The sequence below is a fragment of the Herbaspirillum sp. 1173 genome (genome assembly GCF_031455335.1).
Lineage (GTDB): Bacteria > Pseudomonadota > Gammaproteobacteria > Burkholderiales > Burkholderiaceae_D > Herbaspirillum > Herbaspirillum huttiense.
In genome coordinates this window covers 1,396,802-1,412,727 of sequence record NZ_JAVDSP010000001.1, presented here as the reverse complement: position 1 = coordinate 1,412,727, position 15,926 = coordinate 1,396,802, and the positions used below count along the sequence as shown (strand labels likewise).

Genomic DNA, 15,926 nt, shown 5'->3' with positions numbered 1-15,926 from the left:
CAGCGCTGGCTATTTTAAGCGGCGGGATTGGTTTTTGCCGAGAAATCGTCAGTGCCTCGATGCAGTGCTTATCTGTGCGAAGACGCCGACGAAGGACTGGGAGTGCTTGGGCTTTTTCGCTCCATTAGCCGCTATCGGGAGGGATGGGCGGATCTTGCGAGCAGGAAATACAGAATCATGCCGACCAGCGCAGCGATCAGCGCGGAAATTGCAAGGGCGGTGACCATCGCCTGATTCTTGGTTGCGGTGGCGGTCTGTGCGGCTGCCTTGCCCAGCTTTTGGTTGTACTTTTTCTGTTTGTCCAGGGCGGACATCATGGTATCGACGATCGCCTGATCGGCCGCCATGGCATTGCGGGCCGCGACCGCATCCTTCTGCGCCAGGATCATGACCTTGGCCAGCGATACGTCATAGGTCGCGATGTGCTGCCGAACGTCCTTGAGCATTTGCGCATCGGTGGCGTCGGAGATGTCCTCTTTCTCGTACGTGTCCAGTGCTCTTGCAATCTGGCTGGAAGACGCGTTGATGACTTTTTCGGTTTCCTGGCGTTGCTCAGGGGTGGGATTGGCGAGGTATTTCCATACCGAGATGCGCATGGCGTACGCTCCGTCGATGACGCTGTCGAGTTCCAGGATGCTCGGGACAGTATTGGCGCTGGCGTAGCTGGCCGCAGAATCCACTCGGTGCAGATGGTAGGTTTCGACGCCGACGATCAGCAGCGTTCCAAAAATGGCGATGGCGGCCAGCGCGTAGAGTTTCTTGGCAACTGTCATGAGCGCGTATCCTCAAGATCGAATTGCGTGAGATGGTACGCGATCGCGCCCACCGCCAATTACCGAAATAGGCCCATCAAAGCGGGCGTTTCCAGTGGCCATCGGTTGAGAATCACATGTTTACTCGCGCTGTCATCTGATTGGATGAGACACGCGATGAATTTCTTCTAACGATTTTGGCTCTGTAGCTGGTGCCAAAAACGGGTTTCATTGACGGCATAAATCGGCTGAATGATCACCGACTCACCCCGTTACCCGCGCACGCAGAAAATTTGGTGTTGCCTCGTGTGCGCATAGCGCCAAAGCTTGGCTGCCCATCAATACGGCAGTCGTCGACCAACCGAGCGGAGCCAGTTCCTGATGATTGATCTCTGATGAGTTTATTAGGGAAGCAACAGGTCGGGTAACGAAAACGTCACGCCTGGGCCTAGTCGAGCAGGTACAGCGTTGCAGGAGAATTTTATGCGGCCGGGGTGGTCATGGGCGTGGTCACCGGGAAGGTCGTAAAAATGAAGACCTTCCCCCGATGACACTGAGGCTGCGTACTACTCGTCAAAGCCAAGGATCCGAGGTAGGCGCTTCCACATCAGAACAACAACAAGCAAGCCGAAAGGCAATCCAACAAATAACAGCGACTGCGCCTCTTGGAGTCCGAACAAGAAACGTCCACCAGCTGCGGCCAACATACCCCAGGCGATGCCTAGAACTATAGCCGAAGCGACAACTGAGACGTGGCGGCGAAGGGTTCCTAACCAGTTCATCTTGTTCACTGACTACTCCCTGTTGCTTTGTCGATTTCCAAGCCGAACTCCATTACTTTGCCAATTGCGTCATGCGCAAGCAGAGCAAGAATCCGCGCGGCGTTCCTGAACGTAGCACCTGATCGCAAAGGGGATAGCTGAGAACTGAAACTGGCCTGCCCTGAGGGACTCGAACCCCCGACCTATGGCTTAGAAGGCCATTGCTCTATCCAGTTGAGCTAAGGGCAGTTCGGCGTGGCTGGCGGTGATGCTGCGCCGATGCGCTACCGCCAACGATCCAGAAAAGAAAACGGGCTGTCACAGACAGCCCGTTTTTGATGAGTGGTCGGAGTACAAGGATTCGAACCTTGGACCCCCTGGTCCCAAACCAGGTGCGCTACCGGGCTGCGCTACACTCCGAGAAGCGAGATAATAGCAGCATCTCTTTCAAATGGTCAACAAAGAATGCAAATTCTTCAAAGAAGATCCTAAGCCGCCGTCTCCCGCTCCCGTGCTTCGGCCTCGCCCTGCACCCTGATCTCCACCATCAGCTTCTTGATCTCCGGCACGCACGAGCCGCAATTGCCGCCCGCTTTCACACACGCCGTCACCTGGCTGACCTCCGTCAATCCCTGCGCACGGATCGCATTGCAGATGGTGTTGCGCCCCACACCAAAACACGAACACACCGTCGGCCCGGCGTCAGCACCTTTCTCAATCGGCTGGCCCACGAGCAGGCCGACGCGGTCGGCTTCTTCCAGCGTCTCCTTGGCAAACAGTCCCGCCAGCCACGAGCGCGAGGGCAGGTCAGGGCGCGCCGACATGAACAGGCACATGTCGATGCGATCATCCACCACATGCACCGCGCGATAGCTGCCATCGCTCAGGTCTTCATATTCAAGCCAGTCCGCATCATCGGCCTGCACGCCCAAGAGCGCCCTTGCCCACGCGGTGTGGTCGCTGATGTGATTGCGGCCGGCCAGTTCATATCGCACAAAATCCCGGCCCTGCACGCGTGTCCAGTGAGTGATGTCATCCAGATCCAGCGCATGGCGCGTGAGGATGAAGCCATGCCAGCCCACGCGGAATTCTTCGATCGCCACCGGCGTGTGCTTGAACTCCGGCTCGCCCGAGACCGGATCGACCACCGGATTGACCACTGCACCCACACGCGCATCGGAGGCCGACTGCCCGTTCCAGTGAATCGGCACGAACACATTGCCGCGCGGGATGCCGCCACCATGCTGCACGCGCGCCACCATCGCGCCCCAGCGGCTGCTGATGCGCGCCAGACCGCCTTCGCGCACGCCATACAGCAGCGCATCCTGTGGGTGCAGGTCGATGAAGGATTCCGGAATATGGCTGGCCAGCGTGGCCGACTTGCCGGTGCGCGTCATGGTGTGCCAGTGATCGCGCACGCGGCCGGTGTTGAGGATCAGCGGGTAATCCTCGCAAACCGCGTGGCCCGGCGTGCGGGGGGCGGTCGGCACAAAACGCGCGCGTCCATCGGTGTGGGTGAAACGATGATCTTCCAGGACGCGTGCCGTGCCGCTGATGCTGCCATCAGACAAGCGCTGCACCGGCCACTGGATCGGTGCCAGCGCGTCATAGGCGTCCTTGTCCATCCCGGTCAGGCCTGACAGATTGAAAACGCGGCGTGCGCACCCTGCATCGGCCTCGCCATTGCGATGCGTGGAGAGGCGCGCGTGTTCGTCAAAGATCGCATGCGGGCCGTCGAAATCAAATCCCGCAAAGCCCATGCGCTGCGCGACCTCGCAGATGATCTGCCAGTCACCGCGTGCCTCGCCCGGTGCCGTGAGGAAAGCCCGTTGCCGCGAAATGCGGCGTTCGGAATTGGTAACCGTCCCATCCTTCTCGCCCCAGGCCAGCGCCGGCAGCAGCACATGGGCCAGTGCATTGGTATCGGTTTGCGTGATGACGTCGGAAGACACCACCAGCTCGCACTTCTGCAGCGCCCGCTGCACCAGGTCGGCATCAGGCAGGCTCACCAGCGGATTGGTGGCCATGATCCACACCGCCTTGATGCGGCCTTCCTCGATGGCGCGGAACATGTCCACCGCCTTGAGGCCCGGCTTGTCCGCGATACGCGGGGATTGCCAGAACTCCTGCACGATCTCGCGATGCAATGGCTGGTCCAGGTCCATGTGCGCGGCCAGCATGTTGGCCAGTCCGCCGACCTCGCGTCCGCCCATGGCATTGGGCTGGCCGGTGATGGAGAAGGGGCCCATGCCGGGCTTGCCGATGCGGCCGGTGGCCAGGTGGCAGTTGATGATGCTGTTGACCTTGTCGGTGCCGGCCGAGGATTGGTTCACGCCCATGGAAAAACCGGTGACGACTTTCTCCGTCTCGGCAAAGGCTTCGTAAAAGTCCAGCAAGTCCTGCAGATCCACCTTGCAGATGCGCGCTACCGTGGCAGGATCGGCGCACTCGGCATCGGCCACTGCCAATGCCTCGTCGAAGCCATTGGTGTGCGCGGCGATGAAGGCGTTGTCGCGCAGGCCGCGATGGGCGAGGTAACTCATCAAGCCGTTGAAGAGCCACACATCCGTGCCCGCCTTGACGGGCAGGTGCAAGTCCGCCAGTTCACAGGTCGCGGTGCGGCGCGGATCGATCACGATCAGGCGCAGGGCAGGGCGGGTCTCCTTCAGTTTGGCGATGCGCTGGAAGAGGATGGGATGGCACCACGCGGCATTGGATCCGACCAGCACGATCAGGTCGGCCAGCTCCAGGTCTTCATAGCAGACCGGCACCAGGTCTTCACCGAAGGCGCGTTTGTGGCCGGCCACCGCCGAGGACATGCACAGCCGCGAATTGGTATCGATGTTGGCGCTGCCGATGTAGCCCTTCATGAGCTTGTTGGCGATGTAGTAGTCCTCGGTCAGCAATTGTCCCGAGACATACAGGGCCACGGCATCCGGACCATGTTCGGCGATGACGGCAGAGAACTTGCTCGCCACCTGGTCCAGCGCCTGATCCCACGATACCTGTTGCAATGCGCCCTGCGCATCGCGCACTTGCGGATGCAGCAGACGGCCATCCAGATCCACCGTTTCGGCGAGGGCCGAGCCTTTCACGCACAGGCGGCCGAAGTTGGCGGGATGCTGCACGTCGCCCTGCACGCCGATGCGGCCATCGTCCTTGAGCGAAGCCGTCACGCCGCAGCCCACGCCGCAGTAGGGGCAGGTGGTCGAGGTGGTGGCCACGGCCAGGGCCAGCGGGGTCTGTGCAAGATTCATTGGTATCCTCTGTTACTAATTGCCGTTCTCGCCGCAATGGCTAGGCAGCATGCTGGCACATGGCCTGTCCAAACGGCAGTTCGCGCCGGAAGGCGCTGATGTCACGTCCGCTCTGGATCAGGTCGAAGTACCACGGTCCATCTTTGACATCACCATACAGCACCGCACCGATGAGGCGCGAGCCGCGCAATACCAGGCGCTTGTAGATGCCGCGTCGCGGGTCGCGTACCACGAGATCTTCGGTATCTTCACCGCCGATGAAATCGCCGGCCGAATATAGATCCACACCGGTGACCTTGAGCTTGGTGGCCGTGGCCTGCTGCACATAGCGGCGATGGCCGGCACCGGCCAGGTGCGCACCGCACACGCGCGCCTGATCCCAGATCGGGGCCACCAGTCCGAAGGTGGCCTTGCGGTGCTGCACGCATTCGCCCACCGCATAGATGCGCGGGTCGTAGGTCTGCAGGGTGTCGTCGACGATGATGGCGCGCTCGCAGTGCAGGCCTGCCGACTTGGCCAGCGCAATGTTGGGGCGCACGCCCGCCGTCATCACCACCAGGTCGGCCGGAATGCTGCTGCCATCCTTGAAGCGCACGGCGGTCACGCGATCCGGGCCGACGATCTCGTCCGTATGGGCGTTGAGGAGGAAGCGCAGGCCCTTGTCTTCCAGCGCTTTCTTGAGCAGGGCGGCGGCGGGCTTGTCGAGCTGCTGGTTCATCAGCGCATCCGTCACATGCACCACCGTCACGTCCATGCCCTGGCGCATCAATCCATTGGCCGCTTCCAGTCCGAGCAGGCCGCCGCCGATCACTACCGCATGGCGATGCGTGCGTGCGGCTTGCAGCATGGTGTCCACGTCCTGGATGTCGCGGAAGGCGATCACGCCCGGCAGTTGATGGCCCGGCACCGGGATGATGAAAGGCGTGGAGCCGGTGGCCAGCAGCAGGCGGTCATATTTCACCGCGAGGCCGGATTGCGCGTGGACGGTACGCTGGCGGCGGTCGATCTGCACCACCGGGTCGCCCGCATGCAGGGTGATGCCGTGTTCGTCATACCATGCGCGCGGGTTGAGCATGATGTCATCGATGCTCTTGTCACCGGCCAGTACCGGCGAGAGCATGATGCGGTTGTAGTTGCCATGCGGCTCGGCACCGAAGACGGTGATGTCGTAGAGATCCGGTGCGAGCTTCAACAACTCCTCCACCGTGCGCATGCCGGCCATGCCATTGCCGACCACCACCAGCGAGGGCTTGGCGGTCGTCATCTCAGCCACCGATCCAGACTTTGCCTTCATCGATGCGCGCCGGCCAGGCGGGGACCGAATTGGCAGGTTCTTCCAGGCATTGCCCGGTGGTGAGATCAAAGTGATGCTTGTAGATCGGCGAGGCCACCACGATGCGTTCGCCCAGGTTGCCTACCAGGCCGCGCGAGAGCACGGCGGCCTGGGCGTTGGGATCGTAATTGCCGATGGCGAAGACGCGCGGCTGCGGCTCGCCCTGGCTGCGGTCGATCACGTGGAAGATGGCTACCTGCTGGTCGCCGATCAGCGCGGCCACGCCCGTGTTGGGGACGATCTCGGCCAGTTCGCAGACGGGGGTCCAGTGCTTGATTTGTTGGTCGCTGTGCATGCCGAGCTCCTGATTTTTCCTGATGTTCACACGGTCTCGACGACGACCGGAATATCGAGCAGCTTCTTCTCGGCCACCGTGGCCGGACGGATCTGCCCGCGTTCCTCGACGAACTTGATGTTGCCGTCAGCCGCCTTGCTGTTGACGAAGTGACGGAAGCGCTTGCGCGTTTCCGGATCGGTGACGGCCTTCTTCCATTCGCACTGGTAGGTGTCGACCACGCGCTGCATCTCGGTTTCCAGCTCGGCGGCGATGCCCAGCTTGTCATCGATGACCACGCTCTTGAGGTAGTCCAGTCCGCCTTCCAGATTCTCGCGCCAGGTGCTGGTGCGTTGCAGGCGGTCGGCCGTGCGCACGTAGAACATCAGGAAACGGTCGACGTAGCGGGTCAGGGTTTCTTCATCGAGGTCGGAGGCGATCAGCTCGGCATGGCGCGGCTTCATGCCGCCATTGCCGCAGACGTACAGGTTCCAGCCCTTGTCGGTGGCGATGATGCCCACGTCCTTGCCCTGCGCCTCGGCACATTCGCGGGTGCAGCCGGAGACGCCGAACTTGATCTTGTGCGGCGAACGCAGGCCCTTGTAGCGGTTTTCCAGGCGCACGGCGAAGCCCACGCTGTCGCCCACGCCGTAACGGCACCAGGTCGAGCCGACGCAGGATTTCACGGTGCGCAGGGACTTGCCGTAAGCATGGCCGGTCTCGAAACCGGCGGCGATCAGTTCTTCCCAGATGTCCGGCAACTGGTCCACGCGGGCACCGAACAGGTCCACGCGCTGGCCGCCGGTGATCTTGGTGTAGAGGCCGTATTTCTTGGCGATCTGGCCGACCGCGATCAGGCCGTCGGGCGTGACTTCGCCACCGGCCATGCGCGGCACTACCGAGTAGGTGCCATCCTTCTGGATGTTGCCGAGGAAATAGTCGTTGGAATCCTGCAGGCCGGCGTGTTCCTTCTTGAGCACGAAGTCGTTCCACAGCGAGGCCAGCACATTGGCCACCATCGGCTTGCAGACATCGCAGCCCAGACCCTTGCCATGCTTGGCCAGCAGTTCATCGAAACTCCTGATCTGGCCCACGCGCACCAGGTGGTGGATTTCCTGGCGGGAGTAGGGGAAGTGTTCGCAGACATGGTTGTTGACGGCCAGACCCTGCTTTTTCATCTCCGCCTTCATCACCTGCGTGACCAGCGGCACGCAGCCGCCGCAGGCGGTGCCGGCCTTGGTGCAAGCCTTCAGGTCGCCAATCGTCGTGACACCCGAGGCGACCGCTGCACACAGCTGGCCCTTGGAGACATTGTTGCAGGAGCAGATCTGCGCCGATTCCGGCAGGGCATCCACGCCCAGACCCGGTTTTGCCTTGCCGTCCGATTGCGGCAGGATCAGGAATTCCGGCGACTCCGGCAGCTCGATCTTGTTGAGCATCATTTGCAGCAGGGTGCCGTATTCGGCGGCATCACCGACCATCACTGCGCCCAGCAGATGCTTGCCCGATTCGGAGACCACGATCTTCTTGTAGATCTGCTTGCGTTCGTCGGTGAACTGGTAGGAGCGGCTGCCGGCTTCCTTGCCGTGCGCATCGCCGATGCTGGCTACGTCCACGCCCATGAGCTTCAACTTGGTGCTCATGTCGGCACCGTTGAAGGCCGGCACTTCGATGGCGTCATCGCGGTGCGAGAGCAGGTGCTTGGCCGCAGTGCGGGCCATGTCGTAGCCGGGGGCGACCAGACCAAAGATCTTGCCGTTCCACAGCGCGCATTCGCCGATGGCGTAGACGGCCGCGTCCGATGTCAGGCAGCTGTTGTCGATGACGATGCCACCACGGTCTCCCACCTTCAGGCCCGCCTGGCGAGCCAGTTCGTCACGCGGACGAATGCCGGCGGAGAAGACGATCATGTCGGTTTCCAGGTGCGAGCCATCTTCGAAATTCATGCGATGGGTGTGCTGCTTGCCATCGACGATCTCGACCGTGTTCTTTTGCGTATGGGCGGTCACGCCCAGTTCTTCGATCTTCTGGCGCAGGATGCGGCCACCGCTTTCATCGACCTGCACCGCCATCAGGCGCGGCGCGAATTCGACCACGTGGGTTTCCAGCTTCAGGTCACGCAGGGCCTTGGCGCATTCCAGGCCCAGCAGGCCGCCGCCGATGACCACGCCGCTCTTCGAACGGCTGCCGCATTCCAGCATCGCTTCCAGGTCTTCGATGGTGCGATAGACGAAGCAATCCTTGCGCTGGTTGCCCGCCACCGTCGGCACGAAGGGATAGGAGCCGGTGGCCAGTACCAGTTTGTCATAGGACAAGGTCTCTTCTGCGCCGGCCACGTTGACCACCACCTGCTTGCGTTCCAGGTCGATGTGCCGCGCCTTGGCGTTCAGTTTGAGATCGAACTGCACCGGGCTGCGGCCGGCGTCGAAGAAACCGGGTGCCACCAGCGACAGATCTTCCGCGCTCTTGCCTGCAAAGAATTCGGAGAGGTGCACGCGGTCGTAGGCCGGACGCGGTTCTTCACAGAGGATGGTGACCTTGAGGTCGCCTGCGCCGCTCTCGGCCAGGCATTCCAGGAATTTGTGGCCGACCATGCCGTGGCCGATGACGATGATGTTCATGGGTGCTCTCCTCAGGCTGCAACTTTGCTGTCGGCCAGGGCGGCATCGCCGCTCTTGTCCGACGCGGTGAAACGGATGGCCACTGCGCACAGTGCCGAAATGGTCACCAGCACGCCCAGCATCGACAGCGTCTGCTGGGTGTTGCCCAGGCCCTTCATCAGGAAGCCCGCGGCCACTGCACCGACGTTGCCACCGGCACCGATGATGCCGGCCACGCCGCCGAGTGCCTTGCGGTCGATGAAGGGCACCAGCGCATAGGTCGCGCCGCAGGCCATGTGGGTGAACAGGCCGAAGCACAGCATGGCGATGACGGCGGCCACCACGCTGCCGGCATGGGCGAACCACAGCAGGCCCAGGCCTTCGCCCAGCATCATCACGAAGAGCAGGGTGGCGCGGCGGTTCAGGCCGCCACGCAGGGCCACCTTGTCCGAGATGTAGCCGCCCAGGGCGCGGGCAAACAGCGCCAGCAGGCCGAAGCTGGCAGCAGCGATACCGGCCGACTCCAGCGAGAGCTGGAAGTGGTCCACGTAGTAGATGGCGGCGATGTTGTGGATGAAGATTTCCACGCCGAAGCAGGCACCGTAGGTGATGAAGAGCATCCAAACGCGATAGTTGGCGGCCGCTGCACGGAAGCTGGCCCAGCCGCCGCGCTTGCCGCTTTCGATGGTCACGCCGGCGGCGCGCAGTTCGTCATAGTTGCCTTCCGGGCAGTCCTGGGTAAAGCGCCAGTAGAGCGCGGCCATCACCAGCATCAGCACGCCCGGCACCAGCAGCGCCGCACGCCAGCCCCAGCCTTGCGAGACGCCCAGCATCAGCATGGCGGCCATCAGCAGGGGCATCACGCCCTGCGCCACGCCGCCGCCCGCATTGCCCCAGCCGGCCGTGGCCGCATTGGCCGTGCCGACCACGTTGGGGGCGAACATGACCGAGGTGTGGTACTGGGTGATGACGAAGCTGGCACCGACGGCACCGATGAGCAGACGGAAGAACAGGAAGCTCTCGTAGCTCTGCGCGAAGGCCACGCCGATGACCGGCACGGCACCGGCCAGCAGCAGCCCGGTATAGGCCTTGCGCGGACCGAAGCGGTCGCACATGGGGCCGATGATGAGGCGCACCAGGATGGTCACGGCCACGGCGGCGATGTTGATGTTGGCGATCTGGCCAGGGGTGAGGTGGAATTCCCCCTTGATGACCGGCATCAGCGGCGCGCAGGCGAACCAGGCGAAGAAGCAGACGAAGAAGGCCATCCAGGTGAGGTGGAAGGCGCGCATCTGGGGCGTGCCCAGGGAGAACAGCGCGATACGATTGGATTTGCTCATGTCGGGGTCCCGTAAAAACAAAAAGGCGCCCGCTCGAATCCGAGGCCTTGCCTCGTTTCAAGCGGACGCCATTGTCCGTATGCATTGCAGATCCATCGTTAGATCGGCATCAAAGTGGTGGATCGTCCTTGATCCTGATGGACATTGAGCAAAGGCCGTGCCAGCCGCAGGGATTTGGCACGGAGGCAGCACGGGCGCGGTTTTGTGGAGAGGAAGGCGGAAATGAAGCGCAATAGTGGCGCGGGGCCCGATCACCGATATATATCATTGCATGATGTATTCGAGTGCAGTCTGCGCGTTCGTGGTGCAGTGCATCGTGACAGTGCGTGAGCGTGCGGGCCCGAAAAGATGAAGCCGGTGACGTGTTTGTTGCCGCAGGGATAGCCCGTCTGCACGGGACCGGAAAGAATCGTGCTTATCGCGGCTGGAAGGCAATCAGCGCCATGCCTGCCAGCGCCACGGCCACCCCGGCACAATCCCAGGCGGAAGGGCGCACGCCATCTACGGCCCAGAGCCAGAGCATGGCCACGGCGATATAGACCCCGCCATAGGCCGCATAGACGCGTCCGGACGCGGCTTCATGCAAGGTCAGCAGCCAGGCGAACAGGGCCAGGCTGGCGGCGGCCGGCAGCAACAGCCAGGCGCTGCGATCCTGCTTGAGCCAGAGGTAAGGAAGATAGCAGCCGACGATTTCGGCCAGTGCGGTGCAGAGATAGAGGAAAACGGTTTTCATGCGCGCGAGGCGTTCAATCTTCTTCGCGCGCGCTGATGTCGGCGCGTTCGTCGTCGGTCTTGCGCAGCCATCGGCGGTGCAGGAAGTGTTCCAGCGGACGGCCTACGACGAACAAGGTCAGGATCAGACCCGTCGCCATCAGCGCCACGCGCCACCAGCCGGCACCGCAGACGATGCCCACGGCAGCGGTCACCCAGATCGATGCCGCCGTGGTCAGGCCGCGTACCTTCTCGCTGCGCTGTTCATGGATGATCACGCCCGCGCCAAGGAAACCAATGCCGGTGATGACACCCTGGATGGCACGGCTGACCGCATCGCGGCTATGCACATCGGACTCCAGCGAGAAGTCCATGGCGGCCATCGTGACCAATGCCGATCCCAGCGCCACCAGGCCCAGGGTCTTCATGCCGGTCGGCTTGCCGCGCAGGTTGCGGTCGATGCCGATGACGCAGCCGATGAGCATGGCGAACAGGAGCCGGTAAAAAATTTCCAGATGATCGGTCATGGACAGGCGCGGGCAGTGAGCGAAGGCGACATTGTACCCTCCCGCCACGCGCGTTTTCACCGTCGAACGACTGCTGGCTGCAGCCATAAAAAAGCCCCGTCAGCTTCGACGGGGCAAATCATGCATGGCGGGAGGCATGAAGACTTCGCCATGCTGCGCTCAAGCATCAAACAACAGGAAACTACGGAGACAACAGAAACAACTACACAACGAAACAACAGGAACTACGGAGACAACAAAAGCTGAAAAAGGTCATCAGAGTATCTGAGTCATCTGCGCATTGCTGCGCAAGCGATCAGGAGCCCGAGCCGCCGGCGCCACCGGTGCCGCCGCCATTGCCGCCCGGCGAGGTGCCCAGCGGGCCGTTCTTCGAGTCAGTGGTATTGGCGTTGTTGCCCGAGCGGGAATTCTGGCTGCCGCTCTTCATCGACTTGTCCATCGACTTGTCCGACTTGTTGTGACTGCGCATGCTCTTGCCGGAAGAGGAGCCGCCCGACTCAGTGGCGCTGTTGTTGGGCGTGGTCTGTGCGCCGGTGGCACCTGCTGCGCCCGAGCCAGCCGCGCCGGAACCGGCTGCACCACCGCTGGCACCGCCGGCATTCTGTGCGAAGGCGCCGGTGCTGAAGGCAGCCACTACCAGGGCAGTGCCGAGGAATTTCAGGGTCGGTTTGGACATGGAGATCTCCTAAGGTTGTTGTGGGGGGCGTCCCGCCATCGCGAGCCGTTGGAGCCATACTAGGTCCTGCGCCGAATGCGGGCAGTCGGACGCTGTTTCAATCGCGTGTCGGTGCTTTCGTACCGGGATGACGGCGCTTGTTGTTGAGCCACGCAGGTCAACGCGCCGTTTGGGGGTAAGGTTCGGGAGGCTTTGACCTCAGGGCAGGGTCTGTCGCAACTCGCTGGGGCTGATCCCGTAATGCTGCCGAAAGCGCATCGCAAAGCGCGAGGGCGAGTCATAGCCGCAGGCCGAGGCAATGTCGGCGATGGGCAAGGACGAGGCCTGCAACTGGTCCAGCGCCAGTCCCAGCTGCACCTTGTCCAGCAATTCGCGGAAGCCGGTCTGCTCGCGCGCCAGCCGCCGCCGCAGGGTCGACACGCTGCAGTGAAAAGCCTCGGCCACGCGTTCCAGGCTGCGTTCTTCCGGGGCCAGCATCAGCAGGTGCTGTTCGATGTGATGGCTGATGGCGTCGCCACGTTCACGCAGCAGGCCGCCGATGGCGCCGCGCAGGCTCAGGGCCAGCAGCAGGCCTTCGGCTGCCTGGCATTGCAGTTCGCTGGCGGCTTCTTCGCGGATGCAGTCCTGCAGATGGCGCCAGGCGCGCAGGATGTCGGCATCCTGCGCCACGCTGCTGACCGCGCTGGCATCGCGCGCCTGTACGCCCTGGCCGGGATAGTGCAGGCGAAAGCGCTCGATCAGTGCCGGCGGCAGGGACACCATGTCGGCCGCATATTCGCCGCCCTTGGGCAGGTTGGCGACATTGACCTGGGTACCGGCGGCGATGAGCACCAGCACATCCTGCCCGCACAGCAGATGGCGATGGCCCCATTGCATGCGCTTCTTGCCCTGGCGGACGTGGCAGATGCTGGCCAGGCCGATGAAGACCTGGCGCAACTGCTGTTCGTGCCGGGCGCGGATGCGTGTCAGCGTGGGGCGGGTGCCATGGGCGAAGGGCAGGATGGCGATGTCACTTTGCATGCGGGAATCAGCGTCCGTAGGTGGCGGTCAAGCGGGCCTGGCCGAGGGCCGCGCCGTTGAGGAAGAAGCCGAGCATAGCACCGCTGGCTTGCGCATCCAGTGGCAATTTTTCGGTGTTCAGTGCCCAAATGACGAATTGATAGCGGTGCGGCTTGTCACCCGCTGGCGGGCAGGCACCACCGTAGCCGCTGCTGCCGAAATCGGTACGGCCCTGGATGGCACCAGCGGGCAGGCCGCGGCCCTGGGCATCGATGCCGGTCGGCAGGCTGGTGGTGGAGGCCGGCAGGTTGAACACGGTCCAGTGCCACCAGCCGCTGCCGGTCGGGGCATCCGGGTCATACACGGTCACGGCGAAGCTCTTGGTGCCGGCCGGGGCGTTGGACCAGGACAGCTGCGGCGAGCGGTTCAGGCCGCTGCAGCCGAAGCCGTTGAAGACTTCCGCGTTCGACAGCGCCTTGCCATTCTGGATGTCGCGGCTGGTCACGGTGAAATCGGCAGCGTGGGCCGACAGTGCAGAAAACGTCAGGGCCAGCGTGGCCACGGAAAAGCGGAAAAAGGACATGAATGCGCTCCGGTCAAGGTTGAGGAGCGCCCATGGTAGAGGGCTGGCAGCGGCGACATGGTGCAGAAAACGTCAGCCTCGGTGCAGAAAGCGTCAACGCGCCCAGAGTGCTGCGTGCCGCGTTGTCAGAACAGGTTCAGCGAAATCAGGAAGTCCAGTCCCTGGAACAGTTCGACATAGCGGCTGGCCGCCGATTCATTGATCACGATGAAGCGGGTGAAATCGAACAGCGCCGGTTCCAGCTGCGCGTCGATGGCTTGCTGGGCCGCGAAGCTGGCGTAGCTGAGGCCGAAGCTGTAGAACTGCTGCTTGAACTGCGGATTGAGATTGGCCTCGTCGACCGGGTGGAATTTCATGACCAGCCGCGCATGCTGGCTGGCCACCAGCGCCTGCATGGTGCGCAGCGAACTCATCAGGCCATGCAGGTTGCGCTGGGCCTCTTCGCTGTGCTGGCCGCAGTGCGCCACCATGTTGATGATGTTGGGCAGGAAGCACAGCCAGTGGCGCTCCGTCTCGCGCAGTCCGCCCTGAGGTTCGAGGCTGATCGTGCGCACCTGCGGCAGGCCCGCAAAGGCTTGCGGCGAGACCCGGTAGGCGCCGCCATATTTCGGGCTCTGCGCATCGAACCAGATGGCGGGCATCGCATTGACCTGCAGGACGGCTTGCGGTGTGAGGCCCAGGCGCTGCATCAGCATGGGTTTGGCTTGCAGCATGTGCAGCAGTGTGGTGGCATCGACGGCGGCATTTTGCGCCGGTGCGGCCAGCAGGGGATTGCAGGAGGTGTTGCCTTCTTCCAGGTAACACACGGTCTGCACCGCTGCCGCCAGCTTGAGCAGCTTGCCCAGCAGGAAGCCGGTGTGCGGCACGAAGATGCGCAAGGGCGTGAAGGTGGCAGGCAGGGCCGCCACCATCCCCTCCAGAAACGCCACGGTGCGTGCCGGATCCCAGATGCCGTCGTCGATGACGCTGACGTAGGGACCCTCCCATTGCATGCCACGTCCGCAGACCACCAGCGGCGCGCGCACTTCTCCCTCGCGCTGCAATTGCCGTGCGATGGAATAGGTGATGGGGCTGTGCAGGTAGACGATGTCCATGGAAGAGCAATGGCGCGGCCGGAAATGCGCGCCTGATGAGGCCAGGGCGGGATGATGGCCGCCTCGGCCTGGCTGCACCATGGGAAGATGCTTCACAAACGTAACGGGATGTAACGAGAGGCGCGCTCGGTTTCAGCGTGGACGCAGCGCCTCTACCAGCGCATCGTTCACGTAATGCGGTCCGTCGAAGAGCCAGACCCGATACCCGCGATAGTGCTGCAATTGCGGCGTCAGCTCCTCCACGGTGGCACTGCGAAATCCGCCTCCGGGTTGCGGGCGAAAGGCCTCGGCGATGATCCGCACCCGCGCCGGCCCCAGCCGCTGCGACAGCACCTGCACGTAGTGCAGCGCCACCTGCGGCTCGCGGGCATAGACGCCGACGCCATCCTGGAAGAACACGCCGACATCCGGCGGCAGCCAGCTCAGCAAGCCGGCGGCCAGTGCTTCCGGCCCCACATTGGCACTGTCGTAGACGCTGATCCACAGCGGTCGTGGCAACTGGCCGAGCAGCTGGCCCAGTTGAGCAGCCTCGGTCCAGGTCGGATCGATCTCCACCGGGAAGTACCAGCCGCTGACCTTGAGCGGCGTGGACAATCTTGCCAGCTTGGCGGATTGCGCGATCAGTTGCGGCAGGTCGGCGCGGGCGGCTGCTTCATCGAAGCGGCCGGCCAGTCCGAGGATCACCTCCTGTGCCCATGGTTCGCGCGCTATGCGCTGCCAGTCGGGCAGGCGTGGCACGGTCGGCAAATCACTGCCTGCAACAAAGGCCTGGCCATCGACTGCGCTCCATTGCACCAGCAGCGTTCGCGCTCCCAGTTTTTGCCACTGGCCGCGTGGTTCGACGGTGGCATTGTCGGGCTGCCAGACGATGCCCTCGATCTCGCCCTGCGCTTGCGCGCGCAGGTCACAGCCGGCGCAGGCGGCCAGCAGGCACGCCGAGGCAGCGGCCAGCAGGGCGCTACGGCGCAACGGGGAGGACAAGGGTGCCGGTGGCATGCACTTCATGGGAGCACCTGCGG

At 63.1% G+C, this 15,926-nt stretch carries 13 protein-coding genes and 2 tRNA genes; all 15 read right to left on the bottom strand.

Going from position 1 to position 15,926, the window contains the following annotated elements; translation table 11 throughout:
• Window positions 1-131 precede the first annotated feature (131 nt).
• The 15 genes from J2X56_RS06295 to J2X56_RS06225 all read right to left on the bottom strand — a co-directional run bounded on the left by J2X56_RS06295 (window position 132) and on the right by J2X56_RS06225 (window position 15,912).
• Window positions 132-773, bottom strand: coding sequence for an MCP four helix bundle domain-containing protein (locus J2X56_RS06295; protein ID WP_134135948.1), 642 nt, complete (start codon window positions 771-773; stop codon window positions 132-134).
• A gap of 912 nt (window positions 774-1,685) precedes the next feature.
• A tRNA-Arg gene (locus J2X56_RS06290) sits at window positions 1,686-1,762 on the bottom strand.
• Window positions 1,763-1,856: 94 nt separating this feature from the next.
• Window positions 1,857-1,933 (bottom strand) — tRNA-Pro (locus J2X56_RS06285).
• A 68-nt stretch (window positions 1,934-2,001) separates the two neighbouring features.
• Entirely contained in the window at window positions 2,002-4,770 is a 2,769-nt protein-coding gene (locus tag J2X56_RS06280; protein WP_310158976.1) for a molybdopterin-dependent oxidoreductase, read from the bottom strand.
• Between the two features lie 40 nt (window positions 4,771-4,810).
• A complete protein-coding gene (locus J2X56_RS06275; RefSeq protein ID WP_051156323.1) occupies window positions 4,811-6,034 on the bottom strand; it encodes an NAD(P)/FAD-dependent oxidoreductase in 1,224 nt (407 codons plus the stop codon).
• Between the two features lies 1 nt (window position 6,035).
• A complete protein-coding gene (nirD, locus tag J2X56_RS06270; RefSeq protein ID WP_034337836.1) occupies window positions 6,036-6,398 on the bottom strand; it encodes a nitrite reductase small subunit NirD in 363 nt (120 codons plus the stop codon).
• A 26-nt stretch (window positions 6,399-6,424) separates the two neighbouring features.
• Entirely contained in the window at window positions 6,425-8,998 is a 2,574-nt protein-coding gene (gene nirB, locus J2X56_RS06265) for a nitrite reductase large subunit NirB (RefSeq protein WP_209566856.1), read from the bottom strand.
• Window positions 8,999-9,009: 11 nt separating this feature from the next.
• Window positions 9,010-10,317: an MFS transporter gene (locus J2X56_RS06260; protein ID WP_121041806.1), complete on the bottom strand. Its 1,308-nt coding sequence runs from the start codon at window positions 10,315-10,317 to the stop codon at window positions 9,010-9,012.
• A gap of 415 nt (window positions 10,318-10,732) precedes the next feature.
• Complete coding sequence (locus tag J2X56_RS06255) at window positions 10,733-11,050, bottom strand: YnfA family protein (RefSeq protein WP_039785457.1); 318 nt, start codon at window positions 11,048-11,050, stop codon at window positions 10,733-10,735.
• A gap of 13 nt (window positions 11,051-11,063) precedes the next feature.
• Window positions 11,064-11,555 carry an MgtC/SapB family protein gene (locus tag J2X56_RS06250; protein ID WP_039785458.1) on the bottom strand — a complete coding sequence of 164 codons (492 nt, stop codon included), beginning with the start codon at window positions 11,553-11,555 and terminating at the stop codon, window positions 11,064-11,066.
• Window positions 11,556-11,850: 295 nt separating this feature from the next.
• Window positions 11,851-12,231, bottom strand: a complete 381-nt coding sequence (locus J2X56_RS06245; RefSeq protein WP_209566853.1) for a hypothetical protein — start codon at window positions 12,229-12,231, stop codon at window positions 11,851-11,853.
• Window positions 12,232-12,429: 198 nt separating this feature from the next.
• Window positions 12,430-13,251, bottom strand: coding sequence for a helix-turn-helix transcriptional regulator (locus J2X56_RS06240; protein ID WP_039785463.1), 822 nt, complete (start codon window positions 13,249-13,251; stop codon window positions 12,430-12,432).
• Between the two features lie 7 nt (window positions 13,252-13,258).
• Entirely contained in the window at window positions 13,259-13,813 is a 555-nt protein-coding gene (locus tag J2X56_RS06235) for a YbhB/YbcL family Raf kinase inhibitor-like protein (protein ID WP_134135938.1), read from the bottom strand.
• Window positions 13,814-13,938: 125 nt separating this feature from the next.
• Window positions 13,939-14,988 (bottom strand): hypothetical protein, encoded by a 1,050-nt coding sequence (locus J2X56_RS06230; RefSeq protein ID WP_310158966.1) that lies wholly within the window; start codon window positions 14,986-14,988, stop codon window positions 13,939-13,941.
• 51 nt (window positions 14,989-15,039) lie between these two features.
• Window positions 15,040-15,912 (bottom strand): hypothetical protein, encoded by an 873-nt coding sequence (locus J2X56_RS06225; RefSeq protein WP_310158965.1) that lies wholly within the window; start codon window positions 15,910-15,912, stop codon window positions 15,040-15,042.
• Window positions 15,913-15,926 lie beyond the last annotated feature (14 nt).